Raw genomic sequence first — 17,461 nt, 5'->3', positions numbered from 1 at the left:
TTCACCAGCTATAGCCGTGAACTATGACAATGACCATCGTCACTGACCCTACCGACCGGTAGGTCAGGAACGTTACCGTTCCGAAGGTCTGAAGACTTCGGAGGGTGCGTCGATGTTGACCAGTCTTGCCCGGTTCGCCATGGCGCGCCCGCGCGCGGTCCTGGTGGCCGCGCTGCTGCTGATGCTCATCTGCGGTGGCTTCGGAGCCACCGCGAAATCCCATATGGTCGGCGGGGGCTACCTCACCGACTCGCTGGAGTCGGTGCGCGCCAATGACTTCATCGCACAGAACTTCCCCGGCGGCAATCCGAACCTCATCGTCATGGTCAGCGGTGACGGCGGCGTCAACAGCCCTCAGGTGCGCGCCGAGGCGCAGCGCATCACCGATGAGCTGAGCCAGGACTCGACCGTGAGCGGCGTGCAGTCCTACTGGACCAGCCTGACGACCCGCTCCGATCTGGCCGCCGCGCTGAAGAGCAAGGACGGGCAGCGCGGGCTCATCATGGCCACGGTCACCGGCACCGATACCGAGGTGCAGAACCGGGCCGCCGATCTGTCGAACCAGCTCAATGGCGATCGCGACGGCGTGCGGGTGCGGGTCGGCGGCATGGCCGGTTCTTTCGCCGACATCAATCACCAGGTCGAGAAGGATCTGCTGCTGGCCGAGGCCATCGCGGTGCCGGTGTCGGCGGTGCTGCTGGTCCTGGTGTTCGGCAGTGTGGTCGCGGCGCTGCTGCCGGTGGGCGTGGGGCTGTTCGCGATCGCCGCGACACTCGGCATTCTGCGCGGGCTGACCACGGTCATGGATGTGTCGATCTTCGCGCTGAACATGACCAGCGCGCTGGGTTTGGCGCTGGCCATCGACTACAGCCTGTTCATTGTCAGCCGGTACCGCGAGGAGCTGGCCAATGGCAGCGACACCCGCGCCGCGATTCTGCGGTCGGTGCGGACCGCGGGCCGCACGGTCGTGTTCTCCGGCTTGACCGTCGCCCTGGCCTTGGCGGCACTGGCGGTCTTCCCGCAGCCGTTCTTCAAGTCCTTCGCCTACGCCGGCGTCGCGGTGGTCGCCGCCGCCGTGGGCGCCTCGGTGCTGTTGCTGCCCGCCGCGCTGATGCTGCTCGGCGATCGGGTGAATGCCTGGGATCTGCGGAAGCCGGTGCGCCGCCTGCTCGGTCGCGGCGAGCCCGCGCCCAAGCGGGCCGAGGACACCTTCTGGTACCGGCTGGTCACCGCGGTCATGCGGCGCGCGCTGCCGGTCGCGGTGATCGCGGCGGCGGCGCTGCTGGCGCTCGGATCCCCGTTCCTGAAGGCGCATTTCGGCACACCGGACGATCGGGTGATCGGCGCCTTCGCGTCCAGCCGCCAGGTGGGTGACGCGTTGCGGCAGGACTTCGATGCCGATATGGCCTCCAGCGCGGTGGTCGTGCTGCCCGGATTCCACGGCGACGCGGCGCAAATCGGCGCGTACGCCAAGAGCCTGTCGCAGGTGCCGGGCGTCGCGGCGGTGCTGTCCAGCGAGGGCGTCTACATGGCGCTGCCGTCCGCGGATGGCGCCCCACCGACCGGCAAGCGGGTGGCGGCCGGTATCCCGCAGATGACGGGCCCGAACGGGACCTATCTCTCGGTCGGCACCAAGGTCGCGCCGTACTCCGCCGAGGGCAAGCGACAGCTGGCGGACCTGCGGGCGGTGTCCGCGCCCGGTGATGTGCTGTTCGGCGGCGCGGCCGCGCTCAACGAGGACACCATGAATTCGGTCATCAGCCGAATTCCCTTGGCGGCCGGGCTCATTGCGGTCATAACCCTGATCCTGCTGTTCCTGTTCACCGGCAGCGTGGTGCTCCCGGTGAAGGCGCTGCTGCTGAACATGCTGTCGCTGACCGCCACCTTCGGCGCCATGATCTGGGTCTTCGAGCAGGGCCACCTGTCCGGGCTGCTGGGTTTCACCTCGACCGGCAGCCTCGACCTGTTCATGCCGATCCTCATGTTCTGCCTGGCCTTCGGCATGTCCATGGACTACGAGGTCTTCCTGCTGTCCCGCATTCGCGAGGAGTGGCTGGCCTCCGACCGCGGCCCGGCGGACAATACCCGCTCGGTGGCCCTCGGGGTCGCCCGCACCGGCCGGATCTTCACCGCCGCGGCCGGTTTGATGGCCGTGGTACTGCTGGCCGTGGCCACCTCCGAGGTCGCACCCATGAAGCTGTTCGGCATCGGCCTGGCGCTGGCCGTGGTCTCCGACGCCACCATCATTCGCGGCGTGCTGGCCCCTGCCCTCATGCGCCTGATGTCCACCGGCAACTGGTGGGCGCCGAAACCGCTTGCGGCGCTGCACAAGCGGATCGGGCTGGAGGAGGATTCAGGCGCGGCGGTATCCGAGGGCGAGCGCACCGAGCACCAGCGCACCGATGACGCCGAGGCCGGCACCCATGCCGACGACCGCGTCATGAGCACCACCTCCGGCAGGTGAGGCGTCGCCTATGGCGGCGCGGGGCGGCCAGGATGGTCAACGTCGGTGAGGGCGTAGTGCGTCATATTCCCGCCCCAGTACCGCAGGGCGCGTCCGAGTTCCCCGGCGAGGTCCGGTGATTACCCCGTCGGGGCAGGGCGTCGAGGTCCACTTCCGAGGCGAACTTCTCCCGGCCGCATCCATCCCCCTGAACAGACCGAATCGGATATTCCACTGTCTCGAGGTGTTCGCGTAACGCGGCCCGGTATCGTCGAGTCCGGAAAAGTACGCACGCCAACGGGGGCTCGCACCAGCGGGCTGAGAGGACGGCTAGTGGGCCGTCGACCGTATGAACCTGACCGGGTAATGCCGGCGTAGGGAGGATTCTCATATGTCATCGAGTCGTGTCTCCAGCACATCCGCGCCTGTCGACACCGTGACAACCGGTCCCATCGAGGGCAGCGTCAAGCACTACGAGCAGGTCGAGGCCGACGGCACGACGCTGCGGGTTCCGATGCGACGCATCCATCTCACCAATGGCGAGCACTTCGACGTGTACGACACCTCCGGTCCGTACACCGATGACACCGCCGTCATCGACCTCGAGGGCGGTCTGCCCACGCTGCGCGACACCTGGGCCAAGCCCCAGGTCGACGGCCCGCCGACCCAGCTGAACTGGGCGCGCCAGGGCGTCATCACCAACGAGATGCGCTACATCGCCGCGCGCGAGGGCGTCTCGCCCGAGCTGGTGCGCGACGAGGTGGCCGCCGGTCGCGCGGTGATCCCCGCCAACCACCGCCACCCCGAGTCCGAGCCGATGATCATCGGCAAGAAGTTCGCGGTGAAGATCAATGCGAACATCGGCAATTCGGCCGTGAGTTCCTCCATCGCCGAGGAGGTCGAGAAGATGGTGTGGGCCACCCGATGGGGCGCCGACACCATCATGGACCTGTCCACCGGTAAGAACATTCACGAGACCCGTGAATGGATCCTGCGCAACTCCCCGGTTCCGGTCGGCACCGTGCCGATCTACCAGGCGCTGGAGAAGGTGAACGGCGATCCCACCAAGCTCACCTGGGAGATCTACCGCGACACCGTGATCGAGCAGGCCGAGCAGGGCGTCGACTACATGACGGTGCACGCGGGCGTGCTGCTGCGCTACGTGCCGCTGACCGCCAAGCGCGTCACCGGCATCGTCTCGCGCGGCGGTTCCATCATGGCGGCGTGGTGCCTGGCGCATCACCAGGAATCGTTCCTGTACACCAATTTCGCCGAGCTCTGCGAAATCCTGGCCAAGTACGACATCACCTTCTCCCTCGGTGACGGCCTGCGCCCGGGCTCCATCGCGGACGCCAATGACGAGGCCCAGTTCGCCGAGCTGCGCACCCTGGGCGAGCTCACCAAGATCGCGAAATCCCATGGCGTGCAGGTGATGATCGAGGGCCCGGGCCACGTGCCCATGCACAAGATCGTCGAGAACGTGAAGCTGGAGGAGGAGCTCTGCGAGGAGGCCCCCTTCTACACCCTCGGCCCGCTGGCCACCGATATCGCACCGGCCTACGACCACATCACCTCGGCCATCGGCGCGGCCATCATCGCGCAGGCGGGCACCGCCATGCTCTGTTACGTGACGCCCAAGGAGCATCTGGGCCTGCCCAACCGTGACGACGTGAAGGTCGGCGTGATCACCTACAAGATCGCCGCCCACTCCGCCGACCTGGCCAAGCAGCATCCGCGCGCGCAGGACCGCGACAACGCGCTGTCCAAGGCGCGCTTCGAGTTCCGCTGGACCGACCAGTTCAACCTCTCGCTGGATCCCGACACCGCCCGCGAGTACCACGACGAGACCCTCCCGGCCGAGCCCGCCAAGACCGCCCACTTCTGCTCCATGTGCGGTCCGAAGTTCTGCTCCATGCGCATCTCGCAGGACGTGCGCGACTACGCCGAAAAGCAGGGCCTCACCGACGCGGCCGCCATCGAGGCGGGCATGGCGGAGAAGTCCGCCGAGTTCGCCGCCACCGGCAACCAGGTGTACCTGCCGGTCGTCTCCTAGGACCGAATCCGTTCGGAGCGAATCCGATTCGGGGCGGGCGGCTTTGGGCCACCCGCCCCGAATCGCGTTCCAGCCGCCTCAGGCCCGTTCGAGCGCTGCTATTCCGGCGAGTAGAACGTCCCCTTGCCCGGGAGGTGCAGGAAGTCGGTGTCGATGGTGACCTCGACGCGGCCGGGACCGGTGGGGAGGGTCTCCGGCACCCAGAGGGCGTTGGTCGTCCCGAACGGCGTGGCATCGCCCAGCCAGACCGGCGGGAAACCGCCACTCGCCCCGGTATCCAGATTCCGCCAGCTCAATGTGGCCGTCGCGCTGCACATTCCGGACGGGATGGGCAGGAAGGTGAAATCGGCTCGTACCCAGACTGTTTGCTTGCCGAGGTAGGTGTTCTGGGGGTCGTGGAACGCCTCGATCTGCCCGAAGCAGGGGAACGCGCCCCCGCCCGCGGTGTAGGCGGGGGTGAAGGTGGTGACAGGGTCGGCGGCGGCGGTGCCGGCGGCGGCGAACAGCGCGCCCGCGGCCAGCGGCAGGGCGAGCAGGGGACGGATCCAGCGCATCGCAACTCCTCGAGTCGATTGCGGAGACGAATGAATGTCGGTGTACCCGTGGCGAACGCTACGGTTCACAGGTCGCGGCGCTGCCAGCGCTGCGCGAATTCGCCCGGAACCGGTGGCGGGCCGGGCAGCTCGCCGGTGGCGGACAGGCCGTCGACCAGCAGGGCCAGGACCCGGCGGCGCAGCTGAGCGGTACGGTCGGGATCGGGTAGTGAAATCGCCGCGCAGGCTTCGAGGATCAGGCCGAAGTCGGCCGCGGTGACCTCGGGCCGCAGCCGCCCCGATTCCCGCGCCCGGCGCAGGAATTCATCATTGAGTTCGGCGGAGCGCTGGATGTCGGGAAGGATCGACTCATCGGGGGTGAAGGTGCCGGCGAGATGCACTGTCAATGAGTGCACATCCGCGTCCACCACGCGTCGAAGGAAGTCGACGAGCGCCGCCCAGCCGTCGGAATTCTCCAGAGCCGCTTCCGCTTCCGCGTTGTAGCGGCGCAGGCCGTCGTAGCAGAGGGTGCGCAGCAGGTCCTCCTTGCCGGGATAGCGGCGGTAGAGCGCGCTGATGCCGACGCCCGCGCGCTCGGCGACGGCCGAGATCGGGGCCTTGGGTTCGGCCAGGAACACCTCACGGGCGGCGGCGAGGATGAGTTCGTCATTGCGCGCAGCCTGCGCCTTGCGACCGGGCAGGGCGCGCTGAGCTGCGGTTTCGACTGTCTTCGGCATGGATCCGAGAATACCACTTGAACGGAATGATCCGTTCCGTTATGGTCTGAACAGAACGAAACATTCCGTTCCAGTAAGGAGAGCATGATGACCAGCACCGCCATCCGCCCGTTCCGCGTCGACGTCCCCCAGGCCCAGCTCGACGATCTGAACGAGCGGCTGCGCAAGGCGCTGTGGCCCAACGAGCTGCCGGTCGTTGGCGACGCCTACGGCGTCACCAACGACCGCATCCGCGAGCTGGCCCAGTACTGGCTGACGGAATTCGATTGGCGGGCCCTGGAATCCAAGCTGAACTCGTACCCACAGTTCACCACCGAGATCGAGGGCGAGGACATCCACTTCCTGCACGTGAAGTCCTCGCGGCCGGACGCGATCCCGGTGATCCTGACCCACGGCTGGCCGGGCTCGGTCCTGGAATACCTCGACGTGATCGAGCCGCTCACCGAGCCGGAGTCCGCCGACGCCCCAGCCTTCCACGTCGTGATCCCGTCGCTGCCCGGCTTCGGCTTCTCCGGCCCGACCCGCTCCACCGGCTGGAACCGCTACCGCACCGCCCGCGCCTGGGTGGAGTTGATGAACCGGCTCGGGTATGAGCGGTTCGGCGCCATCGGCAATGACGGTGGTTCGTTCGTCTCCCCCGAGATGGGCCGCATCGCACCCGATCAGGTCATCGGAGTCCATGTGACACAGCTGTTTTCGTTCCCGTCGGGCGATCCCGCCGAGATGGAAGGGTTGTCCGAGGAGGACCTGGCGGGCCTGGCGCACCTGCAGTGGTTCCACGAGAACAAGATGGCCTTCAATACCCTGCACAGCCAGCAGCCGCAGACCCTGGCCTTCGCGATCTCGGATTCCCCGGTCGGTCTGCTCGGCTGGAACGCGCAACTGTTCAGCGAGGGCCTCGACGCCGATTTCGTGATCGGCAATGTGGCCATCTATTGGCTGACCGGCACCGCCGGGTCCTCGATCCGCTTCTACTACGAGGACGCCCACGCCGAGCACCCACAGGGCCCGACTACCACCCCGACCGCGCTGGCCATGTTCAAGGGTGACTTCCAGTCCATCCGCCGATTCGCCGAGCGGGATCACAAGAACATCGTGAGCTGGCATGCCTACGAGGTGACTGCGACCCGCTCCACCGGCCCCAATGACGCGGCAGGGCATTACGCCGCACATGAGGCGACCGAGGTGCTCCTCGCCGACATTCGCGAGTTCTTCGCCCGGTTGCGCTGATCCGCGATCACGTGACCCGCATCCCGGACCCGGATGCGGGTCACGCGCATGTGTGGACCCTCCCGCATGTTCGGGAGACGCGAGGCGATGTTCCCGGGCGGTCCGCGTTGATGTACTGAATTCACCTTCGCAACAACGAATTACAGAGGTGAGAGGCATGAATATCGCCATTTTCGGAGCCACCGGAACCGTCGGTCGCCACATCGTCGCCCGCGCCCTCGCGGCCGGGCATCAGGTCACCGCGCTGACCCGTGATCCCGCGAACCTGACCACCACACCCCACGAACGGCTGCGCATCGAGGTCGGCGACGTGCTGGACCCCGTAGCGGTGGAACGCACCGTGATCGGGCAGGACGCGGTGATCGTCGCCCTGGGCGCGGGCCGCAAGGGTGTGGTGCGCGCCGAGGGCACCCGCCGCATCATCGAGGCCATGGATCGGACCGGGGTGAAGCGGCTGATCTGCCAGTCCTCCCTGGGCGTCGGCGACAGCCGCGGCAATCTGAACTTCGTGTGGAAGTACGTGATGTTCGGCATGCTGCTGCGCCAGGCCTACGCCGATCACGTGCGACAGGAGGAGTACGTGCTGGCCAGCGATCTGGACTGGACCATCGTGCGGCCCAGCGCCTTCACCGACGGACCGGCCACCGGGAAGTACCGCCGGGATCTTCCGCCCACGGAAACCGGTCTGTCACTGAAGATCTCGCGCGCCGATATCGCCGACTTCCTGGTGGAGCAGCTCACCGGTTCCACGTATGTGCGTCGTACGCCCGGCATTTCGAACTGAGCGGTCATGCGTGCTCGTGCGCTTCACCTCACGACGGGAAGAGATCCGGGTACCGCAGCAACGCCTGCGACCCGGCTTCCAGCTAAAGCCATTCACTCCTCCACTCCACGGCGGCGTCGATGTTCACCTCGCCCATGTCATTGACGACGCCCGCCACCGGCGGCCTTCCCGGTTGGCCAGGATGGGTTGAGCAGGGTCGTCTTCCCCGCGCCGAGGAAACCCGACAGCACGGCCACGGCAGCCGGTCAACACTTAATGATAATGATTTTCGACGAATGGGTCTGATTGCTCCTAGGTTCGCGGCGCATGCGCGGGGAGGCGAAGCGCTCGTTCTGGCCTGAGCGGAGCGGGGAAGCGAACGGCTCCATAGACCTGCGCCTTGGAGGAGCGGAGGGAGGGAAGAACGAGACCACCAGCGCCGCGAACCCGCCCCGGAGCGAAGCGGAGGGGCGATTGGACACAGCGGGGCAATTGGATACCGTCTGTGACGTGGAACTTCTACCGCTTGCCCCGAACGGCACCACTCCGGTTCGCGCCCTCACCATCGCGGGCACCGACTCCGGCGGCGGCGCGGGCATCCAGGCCGATTCCCGCACCATGGCGCTGTGCGGCGTGCACGCGTGCGTGGCGGTGGCCGCGGTGACCGTGCAGAACACCCTCGGCGTCAGCGGTTTCCATGAGATCCCGCCACGGATCGTGGCCGACCAGGTGCGAACCGTGGTGGGCGACATCGGAATCGACGCGGCCAAGACCGGCATGCTGGCCTCCACCGCCATCATCGAGGCCGTGGCCGAGGTCTGCCGCGAGGTCGGCATCGGACGTCGGGGCAGCATTCCGCTGGTGGTCGATCCGGTCGCCGCCTCCATGCACGGCGACGCCCTGCTGCACGCCGAGGCCCTGGACGCGGTGCGCCACACCCTGATTCCGCTGGCCACCGTGGTCACCCCCAACCTCGACGAGGTCCGGCTCATCACCGGCATCGACGTGGTCGACGACGCCTCCGCCCGCAAGGCCGCCGAGGCCCTCATCGCGCTCGGCCCGCAGTGGGCCATCGTCAAGGGCGGGCACCTACGCACCTCCGAGCAGTCCACCGACCTGCTCTTCGACGGCGACACCTTCCACGAACTCCCGGCCGAAAGACTCGCCACCGGCAATGACCACGGCGGCGGCGACACCCTGGCCGCGGCCATCTGCTGCGCGCTGGCCCACGGCTACTCGATCCCCGACGCCGTCGCCTTCGCCAAGGAGTGGACCTTCCGCTGCCTGGAGGCCTCCTACGACCTCGGCGCGGGACACGGACCGGTCTCCCCGCTGTGGCGGCTTAACCTGGGCATACACGAGGGCTGACCGGCCAAACGGCCAATCGGCCGCCCCCAGAACCCATGGCAGAAGATGTTCAGGAAATAATCGCTTTCCGTTCGCAACGGAGAAGCAGTATTATCCGAACATGGTTGAGCGTGGGCCTTCCGAACCTCGCACTGTGAACGAAGTGCTGTCCGCATGCAGTGCGATCATCCGCGATCACCTGCCTTCCACATGGTCACTGACCTCGACCCCCGCCCAAACGCCGGAACGCGGCTCCGCTGACGCGACTCTGTCTCTACTCACCCCTGATGGGCAGGAAATCACCCTGGTCGTCGAGGCCAAACGCCTCATCGAGGCACGCGATGTGGCTGCCATTCGAGCACAGCTCGCTCACCGCACCGGGCAACACCCGGATAGCGTCGGAATGTTCATGGCAAGATATCTCTCACGATCGACCCGAGAGGCCCTCGCGCAGGCCGGAATCGCATTCGTGGATGCGACAGGCAACATGCTCGTCAGAGCCGAATCGCCCGCACTGTTCATCTCCGATCGTGGTGCCGACAGCGATCCTTGGCGCGGACCTGGACGCCCACGGGCAACCCTTCAGGGCGAGCCTGCCGCCAAAGTCGTACGTGCACTTGCGGATATCGCCGGTCCTTGGCGTATTCGCGACCTCGTGGAGACTTCGAGCACATCAACCGGATCGGTATACCGCGTAATCGAATTCCTGGAGGCGGAGGCACTCGCCGTCCGAGAAGGCAAGGGGCTCATACATATACCGGATTGGGCTGCTCTCCTACGGCGCTGGAGCCACGACTATCAGTTCCTACGTACGAACAAGATCACTCGATGGATAGCGCCCCGCGGATTGCCCTCATTGCTCGACGCAATGCGAACCTCCCCTATCGACCAGTATGCGCTCACCGGATCGATGGCTGCCGGCGCCTGGGAGCCACACGCACCCGCCCGCTCAGCGATGGTGTACGCGACCGAGCCCGAGCACACCGCAGCAGCATGGGGATTGCGGCCCACCGACGCAGGCGCGAACGTCCTGATTGCCGAGCCTGCCTACCCAGTCGTGCTGGTGCGAAGGGTGAAGGCATTCGACGGTGTGTCACTCGCCGCACCAGCACAGGTCGCGGTGGACCTGATGACAGGCCCCGGGCGGGCCCCAGCCGAAGCCGAGGAACTCCTCAACTGGATGGAGCACCATGAAAAAACCTGGCGGTGACCCAGCCGACCTGCTTGTCCGCGCACGCAGAGTGCTTCTGGATGCGCTGGAGGCGTTGTCCGAACAGCGTAATGCGATCATAGTCATCGGCGCCCAAGCCGTTTACCTGCGCACAGGCGCAATCCACGTGGCACTGGCAGAGTCGACCAAGGACAGCGACGTGGCACTGGACCCCCGCCTAGCTCAGGGCAATTCAGACCGCCACGCTGCAATACGGGTTCGCCCGCCTTCTCGATAACGAGCTGAGTGCGGAATCCGCCCAGAAAGCGTTGGAATACCTGGAGCGTCTGTTCGCCAGTGGCCCCGGACGCACTCGGGTCCATGATGGCTGGCCGAGCAGAGGAAGGCGTCGGTGAGCCAGAGCAGGTTGCCGTCGCTGTTTCCTTCCTGGCATCGGATCTCCTTCAGGCCGTCCACGGCCATTGACCAGCACCGGGCGGACGGGCCCGCCGCAGGCGGACCCGTCGTGTCGTCTTGCCGATGTGATCGCAGCGCGGTCGCAGCGAGCGGCTCCCAGGAATCTCCCAGGCAGGCCGCAGCCTGATGTGAGTCTGGTGATCGAGGTTGGTCACCATGAGCGACACCGTGACCGCCGTGCGGGCGGCGGAACCCGCAGAAGCAGTGACCGCGCCCGTCGTGGACGTGGTCGTTCCGGTCTACAACGAAGAGGTCGATCTCGGGCCCTGCGTGCGCAGACTGCACGCCTTTCTGACCCTGAATTTCCCCTTCACCGCACGCATCACGATCGCCGACAACGCCTCCACCGACTCCACCCTCGAGATTGCCGAGCAGTTGGCCGACCAGCTCGATGGCGTGCGGGTGGTGCACCTGGACCGCAAGGGCCGCGGGCGCGCGCTGCGGGAGGTCTGGCAGGCCTCCGACGCCCAGGTCGTCGCCTACATGGACGTGGACCTGTCCACCGACCTCAACGCGCTGCTACCGCTGGTCGCGCCGCTGGTGTCCGGGCACTCCGACGTCGCCATCGGCACCCGGCTGGCGTCCTCCTCGCGGGTGGTGCGCGGACCCAAGCGCGAGATCATCTCCCGCTGCTACAACCTCATCCTGCGCACCTCGCTGCAGGCCAAGTTCTCCGACGCGCAGTGCGGCTTCAAGGCCATGCGCTCCCAGGTGGCCAAGCTGGTGCTGCCGCTGGTCGAGGACGGCGAGTGGTTCTTCGACACCGAACTGCTGGTGCTGGCCGAGCGCATCGGGCTGCGCATCCACGAGGTGCCGGTGGACTGGATCGACGACCCGGACTCCCGGGTGGACATCATCGACACCGCCCGCAAGGACCTGCAGGGCATCTGGCGGGTCGGCCGTGCGCTGACCACCGGGCGACTGCCCATCAACGAGCTGCGGGCCGCCATCGGCCGCGAGCCGTTGGTCGAGGGCGTGCCGCTGGGCATGGTCGGGCAGCTGGTGCGCTTCGGCATCGTCGGCGTCACCTCCACCCTGGCCTATCTGCTGCTCTACATTGTGCTGCAAGGGATCACGGGCGCGCAGGTCGCCAACTTCCTGGCGCTGCTGATCACCGCGATCGGCAATACCGCCGCCAACCGCGCCTTCACCTTCGGGGTGCGCGGCTCCAATCAGGCGGTCTCGCACCACTTCCAGGGTCTGGTCATCTTCGGCGTCGGCCTGGCGTTGACCTCCGGCTCGCTTTTCGCGCTGCATCATTGGGCGCCCGATGCGGCAGTCCATCTGGAACTCGTGGTGCTGGTGATCGCCAACCTGGTCGCCACGCTGCTGCGCTTCGTCGGTCTGCGCTGGGTATTCCGCAATGCCGGACGGCATCCCCTGCCCGAGGGGGTCCGGTGACCCCGATCTTCCCCGCGCCGCAGGGGCTTCCGAACGACGGCTTCCGGCTGGTCCGGGTCGACTTCCCCGGCCGCTGCCACCCCGAACACGGCGACCTGCCGTTCTGGACCATTCCCACCGATACCCCGGCCGATCGAGCCGACCGAGGAGGCGACCGATGACCGCGACACTGACCGAGCCCCGGCTCGCCCCACCCCCGATCGAGCCGTCCAGCACCCGACGCCGGGAGTATCCGGCGCTGGCGGCCCTGCTGATCGGCACCGCCGTCGCGTACCTGTGGAACCTGTCCGCGAACGGCTGGGCCAATGCCTTCTACGCGGCCGCGGTGCAGGCGGGTTCGGTGTCGTGGAAGGCGATGTTCTTCGGCTCCTCCGACGCGGCCAACTCCATCACGGTGGACAAGACGCCACTGTCGTTGTGGCCCATGGAGATCTCGGTGCGAATCTTCGGTCTGCACAGCTGGAGCATGCTGCTGCCGCAGGCGCTGCTGGGCGTGGCCTCGGTGGCGCTGCTGTGGGCCATCGTGCGGCGCAATTTCGGCGCGAGCGCCGGACTGCTGGCGGGCCTGGTGCTGGCGCTGACTCCCATCGCGGCCGTGATGTTCCGGTTCAACAACCCGGACGCCATGCTGGTGTTCCTCATGCTGGCCGCGGCCTGGGCCATGACCCGTGCGGTGGCCGACGGCCGTTGGCGCTGGGTGCTGCTCACCGGCGTTTTCATCGGACTCGGCTTCCTGGCCAAGCAGTTGCAGGTGCTGCTGGTCGTGCCCGCGCTGGCCCTGACCTATCTGATCGCGGGCCCGCCCACACTGGGCAAGCGCATCATCCAGCTGTTCGGCGCGGCCGCGGCCATGGTGGCGGGCGCGGGCTGGTGGGTGCTGCTGGCCGAACTGTGGCCGGCCTCGGATCGGCCGTACTTCGGTGGCTCGCAGCATAATTCGATCATCGAACTGACCCTCGGCTACAACGGCCTGGGCCGCCTGGACGGCAATGAGCGCGGCAGCGTCGGCGGGTTCGGCGGCGGCGAACAGCTGCCGAGCGGTGGTGGCGGCATGTGGGGCACCCCCGGCATCGGGCGGCTGTTCGAACCGGCGCAGGCCGGTCAGATCGTCTGGCTCATCCCGGCGGCCCTGGTGCTGCTGCTGGCGGGAATCGCGCTGCGCGGCAAGCTGGCCCGCACCGATCCCCAGCGCGCCACGCTCATCCTGTTCGGCGGCTGGCTGGTGGGGACCGGTCTGGTGTTCAGCCTCATGAAGGGCATCTTCCACCCGTACTACACAGTGGCGCTGGCCCCGGCCGTGGCGGCGCTGATCGGCGCGGGCTCGGCGCTCGCCTGGCAGCACCGCGATCGGCTGTGGGTGCGGCTGGCCGCTGTCCTCGCCATGGGTCTGACCACGGCGACGGCGTGGATCATCCTGTCCCGCAGCACGTCCTTCGTGCCGTGGCTGCGCTGGGCGATCCTGGTGGGCGGCATCGTCGCCACCGCGCTCATGCTGATTCGCCTGCCCCGCAAGGGCGGTCTGGCCGTCGCGGCGGCCGCGGCGCTGGTCGGCCTGGCCGGTCCCACCGCCTACGCCGTGGACGGCATCGCCACCGCACACCAGGGGCCGATGCCCTCGGCCGGACCCGCGGTGCGCGGCGCCTGGGGTCCGGGCGGGCCGCACGGCGGCGACCACGGCATGCCGAACGGCCGAACCGGCAACGGCGGACCGGGCAACGGCAATGCCGGACCCGGCAATGGGATACCCGGCGGCCAGCACGGCATGGGCATGAACCACGGTGACACCGCGAACGCCGGACCCGGCGGAAACGGTGGAAATGAGGGCGGCCCAGGCGGATTCGGCGGTCCGGCGGGCGGCATGATGAGCGCGAGCAATCCGAGCGCCCAGGTCACCGCGCTGCTGAAGGCCGACGGCTCCGACTACACCTGGGTGGCGGCCACGGTCAGCTCCAATGCGGCGGCCGGGTTCCAGCTGGCGACCCAGTTGCCGGTCATGCCGGTCGGCGGCTTCAACGGCAGCGACCCGTCGCCGACGCTGGCCCAGTTCCAGGAGTACGTGCAGGTCGGCCGGATCCACTACTTCATCAGTGGCAATCAGATGGGCGGCGATCGCGGCGGTAATGGCAACGGCGAGAGCAGAAGTCAGAGCGCCCAGATCACCGCATGGGTGAAGGAGCACTTCAGCTCGCAGGAGGTGGACGGCATCACCCTCTACGACCTGACCTCGCCGAAGACCACATAACCAAGTCGAAGATCACGGCGGCCTCCGCTGAAGGTGGAGGTGGGCGACGGGTGGACCTTGCCACCGCCACAAGAGGAGCCGAGCGCTCGGACCCGATCGGGTCCGAGCGCTCGGTTCTTCTCGATGCACCCGGCCCCTCGATAGAATCGATGTGACGGTCGTCACGATCCAGGGAATCCGCCATGAGCACGCCGCATCCCCTCAGCGATGAGCATCGAGAAGCCTTCTGGCGCAAAGCCGGATGGGATCCGTTCCTCCCGGATGTCGAGCGCGAGGCCATAGAACGCCGCTGGGACGACGAATCCATCGCAATGGCAGAGATTTTCGGCTTCTGAGTCGCGCCACTGGAAGCGTCCTCTCGAGCAGTCCGACTTCTGCCATGGTCACGCTCGAGGACCGTCCCGCCGAACAATCCATCCAGGCTTGTGGTCGACACCCGTCCGGTCGTGAGATCTCCCTGCGGCTGACCCGAAGCCGACGCCCGGAATATGAGATCCATCGACTCGGGATTCGCGCGGCCCGTTCCGCCGCGCGTGGTTCCCGGCGCGAGGTCTTGCGATCAGAACGCACTGTCTATCCGGAAGACCGGATATTCGTCGGCGATCTTCTCGAATTCGTCCAGTGGCGCGTTGCGATCGATCGGGAAGTGGGGTCGCGCCCCGGGGGCTATCGCGAGGTATCGGCGCAGGATAGGGGCACGGGCATCGGGGGCTACCTCTTCCAGTTGCACGGCTTCGCTACCGCGACGGTGTAGCACGGCTCGGCCCCCGGCAGCCCGGAGATTGCGGACCCAGTTGGCCTCCGAGCCGAGCATCGATACCAAATACCGGTTGCCCTCATACTCGGTCACCACGATCGGCAGCGTCACGGGACGACCGGTACGTCGACCGGCGACCTCCAAGGTCACGGCATAACGTGGCGACAGAAGACCCGCCGAGTACTGCAGGCGCGAGACCCAGTTCAGCACCCGCGCCACCGCGCCCGGTCGCCCGTCCGGATACATCCCACGCTTGATCGCGTACAGTCGCCGGCCAACCGCGCGTCCCAAGACCTTTGCTGCCCCCATCGTTACTCCCATCCAGATCAGGGTGCTCTCCCTTATGACCAGGGTGAGTCCTGCCCACTCTGCCCGCTCCGCCGGCCCCTTCAGGGCTTCCGGACTGGCAGGGATCGGTATTCAGGTAGTCGGTATTCGGAGTGGAATGGTGAGCAACGGTCACCGGGTGTGATTGCCTGGTGCGTAGCGGTTCCAGGTGCCTCCGGCTCGGGAGACGTGCCGGTGGGCGGCGGTGTAGTGGATGCCGAAGGCGTCGGCGACCACTGGGGCGGGTGCTTGCAGGACCAGTTGGCGGCCTGCTGGCCGAGGGTTTCGGGTCGCAGCGGCTGTCCGGCGCGGCGACCGGGAAACAGCCAGTGCGCGTTCGGGTTCGCCGCGGTCCGCATGTTCGTGCGGCGGTCGATCAGTTCGATGAGCAGGCTGGCGAACGGTGCGGGAACGGGTGTCGGTGGTTCGCCGAAGCCGAGAATGCCAGGTTCCGGGCGGCCGGAACTGTTGCGCTCGTCCCTCCTCACCGACTCGGTCATCACCCCCCTTCCTGGTGGGGAGACGATATAGCGCGGGGTCACCGGGCGCTGAATGACTGGCTTATGAGTGCCCGGAGTTGCGCAGGACCCATCGTTTTCCGAGCTTCAATCGCCGATGCGCGTGCGGTCGGGGCCTACTGTGACCGTGTATCCGCTACACGGCCGCGCGATCCAGGCTAGGCCTGGGGTACGACGTCGGTGTCGGCGAGTACGGGTGTGAGGTCGACGCCGGGCGGGGGACGCAGGCGGCGTAGGTTGCCGTCGATGCTGGTGACATACAGCGCCCAGCCCTGTCCGTCGCGGGCGATCCGGACCGAGGTCGGGCCGTTGGGCAGCATCGGGCTCGAGGTCTGCCAGCCAGTAGCGATGGTGCAGGTGGAGCCCGTCGCCGGATCCATGCTGTAGACGCTGCCGGAGGTGTCGCCAGCGAGATAGATCTGCCCGGCCTGGGTGGCCTCCATGTCATCGAGGCCCGGGAAGAGGCCGTCGTGAACGCCGGCGACCACAGTGGCGGCCGTGGGCGCATCCAGCGGAATTCTCAGCACCTGCGAGGTGAAGTCGTTCTCGGTGTAGACGGCTGTCTGGTCCGCTGTCAGCGCAATACCGTTGGGGTAGGGCGTATTCGACCAGTGCGGGATGAATTCACCGGTGGACGGCCGATACCGGCTCATGCCCACCGGTATGGGAATCGACAGGTGGGAGATGAGCAGGTCCCCGTCGGGAAGCAACAGCAACCCGTTGGGTTGAACCAGCCCGGTCAATAGTGTGGTCACCGCGCCGGTGGTCACGTTGTAGCGCCGAAGGGTGCCGGTGCCGGTGAACGCGGTGCCGTCGCCTGTCAGGAAGTACAGATCGTCACCGACCAGCCGCAACCCAGCCGGGTTGTCCAGACCCGACAGCAGCGTGGTGACCTCGCCGCTGGAATCGACGTGGTACAGGACGCCTTTGACAATGCCGGACATGTAGAAGCCGCCGCCCCCGTCGGTCTCGAGATTCTCCAGACCACCCAGACCCGACGCGAGAATATCGGCTTGCCAGCCCTCCGTGCACGAGGCGCCATCGGTCTCCGCGTGCGCGACCGGAGCGGTCGCCATCAGTCCGGCCACAGCGGCCGTCGCACATGCGCTCGACAGCAACCTATGAATCCGATGAACTGCTCCCACCCCGATCGACATGCGGAAGATCCTATCGACGGGGACTTACATCTGCAGGGCCAACCGACCACTTGACGCTGCCGCGTACACGGAATGCGTTATGGGTTCGACCTGCGAAAGGCACTGTCGCTGAGGGTGTCTCGCGAACATTCGTATCCGGACACTGCTAACCCAACGACAGCCCAGCACATTCAGGGGATTGCTGGCCGGTTCGGTCAGCGCGGTATGCGGCAATGTAGGGCGTTCCTTCGCCCTCGGTCTCGGAGTCCGCGGTCGATCATGTCCAGCAGTCGGGGTGGTGAGATCGTCGAGTTGGGTCCGTCGACCAGATCAGTCGGTCTGAACCC

14 protein-coding genes, 1 pseudogene and 1 riboswitch are annotated in these 17,461 nt (G+C 67.1%); of the genes and pseudogenes, 10 read left to right on the top strand and 5 right to left on the bottom strand.

Features of this window, described 5'->3' with window-relative positions:
- Positions 1-112 precede the first annotated feature (112 nt).
- On the top strand, positions 113-2,464 hold the full coding sequence (locus GLP40_RS19315; RefSeq protein WP_154789301.1) for an MMPL family transporter: 2,352 nt from the start codon (positions 113-115) through the stop codon (positions 2,462-2,464).
- A 266-nt stretch (positions 2,465-2,730) separates the two neighbouring features.
- A riboswitch (TPP riboswitch) is annotated at positions 2,731-2,841 on the top strand.
- The gene (gene thiC / locus GLP40_RS19310; RefSeq protein WP_154789300.1) at positions 2,835-4,496 is read left to right on the top strand and encodes a phosphomethylpyrimidine synthase ThiC; all 1,662 of its coding nucleotides are present in this window, start codon (positions 2,835-2,837) and stop codon (positions 4,494-4,496) included. Its footprint overlaps the riboswitch before it by 7 nt.
- A gap of 98 nt (positions 4,497-4,594) precedes the next feature.
- Here thiC and GLP40_RS19305 read toward each other — a convergent pair whose 3' ends face one another.
- On the bottom strand, positions 4,595-5,050 hold the full coding sequence (locus tag GLP40_RS19305) for a hypothetical protein (protein WP_154789299.1): 456 nt from the start codon (positions 5,048-5,050) through the stop codon (positions 4,595-4,597).
- A gap of 65 nt (positions 5,051-5,115) precedes the next feature.
- Positions 5,116-5,766, bottom strand: coding sequence for a TetR/AcrR family transcriptional regulator (locus tag GLP40_RS19300; protein ID WP_154789298.1), 651 nt, complete (start codon positions 5,764-5,766; stop codon positions 5,116-5,118).
- Positions 5,767-5,853: 87 nt separating this feature from the next.
- On the opposite strand from GLP40_RS19300, the gene GLP40_RS19295 reads away from it, so the two are divergent.
- Complete coding sequence (locus GLP40_RS19295) at positions 5,854-6,996, top strand: epoxide hydrolase family protein (protein ID WP_154789297.1); 1,143 nt, start codon at positions 5,854-5,856, stop codon at positions 6,994-6,996.
- A gap of 157 nt (positions 6,997-7,153) precedes the next feature.
- On the top strand, positions 7,154-7,780 hold the full coding sequence (locus tag GLP40_RS19290; protein WP_154789296.1) for an NAD(P)-dependent oxidoreductase: 627 nt from the start codon (positions 7,154-7,156) through the stop codon (positions 7,778-7,780).
- Positions 7,781-7,886: 106 nt separating this feature from the next.
- Here the strand turns inward: GLP40_RS19290 and GLP40_RS34875 are convergent.
- Positions 7,887-8,016 (bottom strand): annotated as a pseudogene (locus GLP40_RS34875) (GTP-binding protein); the annotation flags it as partial.
- Between the two features lie 253 nt (positions 8,017-8,269).
- On the opposite strand from GLP40_RS34875, the gene thiD reads away from it, so the two are divergent.
- The 6 genes from thiD (at position 8,270) to GLP40_RS33295 (ending at position 14,711) form a co-directional block, all read left to right on the top strand.
- Complete coding sequence (gene thiD / locus GLP40_RS19280) at positions 8,270-9,127, top strand: bifunctional hydroxymethylpyrimidine kinase/phosphomethylpyrimidine kinase (RefSeq protein ID WP_328290377.1); 858 nt, start codon at positions 8,270-8,272, stop codon at positions 9,125-9,127.
- Positions 9,128-9,260: 133 nt separating this feature from the next.
- Positions 9,261-10,316: a hypothetical protein gene (locus GLP40_RS19275; protein ID WP_230329699.1), complete on the top strand. Its 1,056-nt coding sequence runs from the start codon at positions 9,261-9,263 to the stop codon at positions 10,314-10,316.
- 573 nt (positions 10,317-10,889) lie between these two features.
- Positions 10,890-12,134, top strand: a complete 1,245-nt coding sequence (locus GLP40_RS19270) for a bifunctional glycosyltransferase family 2/GtrA family protein (RefSeq protein ID WP_154789294.1) — start codon at positions 10,890-10,892, stop codon at positions 12,132-12,134.
- Positions 12,131-12,295, top strand: coding sequence for a hypothetical protein (locus GLP40_RS19265; RefSeq protein ID WP_154789293.1), 165 nt, complete (start codon positions 12,131-12,133; stop codon positions 12,293-12,295). The genes GLP40_RS19270 and GLP40_RS19265 overlap by 4 nt, the downstream gene beginning before the upstream one ends.
- A complete protein-coding gene (locus GLP40_RS19260; protein ID WP_154789292.1) occupies positions 12,292-14,376 on the top strand; it encodes a glycosyltransferase family 39 protein in 2,085 nt (694 codons plus the stop codon). The genes GLP40_RS19265 and GLP40_RS19260 overlap by 4 nt, the downstream gene beginning before the upstream one ends.
- A 182-nt stretch (positions 14,377-14,558) precedes the next feature.
- Positions 14,559-14,711: a hypothetical protein gene (locus GLP40_RS33295; protein WP_196054725.1), complete on the top strand. Its 153-nt coding sequence runs from the start codon at positions 14,559-14,561 to the stop codon at positions 14,709-14,711.
- A 224-nt stretch (positions 14,712-14,935) separates the two neighbouring features.
- Here GLP40_RS33295 and GLP40_RS19255 read toward each other — a convergent pair whose 3' ends face one another.
- On the bottom strand, positions 14,936-15,442 hold the full coding sequence (locus GLP40_RS19255; protein ID WP_230329698.1) for a nitroreductase/quinone reductase family protein: 507 nt from the start codon (positions 15,440-15,442) through the stop codon (positions 14,936-14,938).
- A 694-nt stretch (positions 15,443-16,136) separates the two neighbouring features.
- The gene (locus GLP40_RS19250; RefSeq protein ID WP_328290376.1) at positions 16,137-17,066 is read right to left on the bottom strand and encodes an SMP-30/gluconolactonase/LRE family protein; all 930 of its coding nucleotides are present in this window, start codon (positions 17,064-17,066) and stop codon (positions 16,137-16,139) included.
- Positions 17,067-17,461 lie beyond the last annotated feature (395 nt).

It is taken from the genome of Nocardia aurantiaca (genome assembly GCF_009708175.1).
GTDB lineage: Bacteria > Actinomycetota > Actinomycetes > Mycobacteriales > Mycobacteriaceae > Nocardia > Nocardia aurantiaca.
The sequence above is the reverse complement of the archived record's forward strand: the minus strand, read 5'-3'. Positions and strand labels throughout refer to the sequence as shown.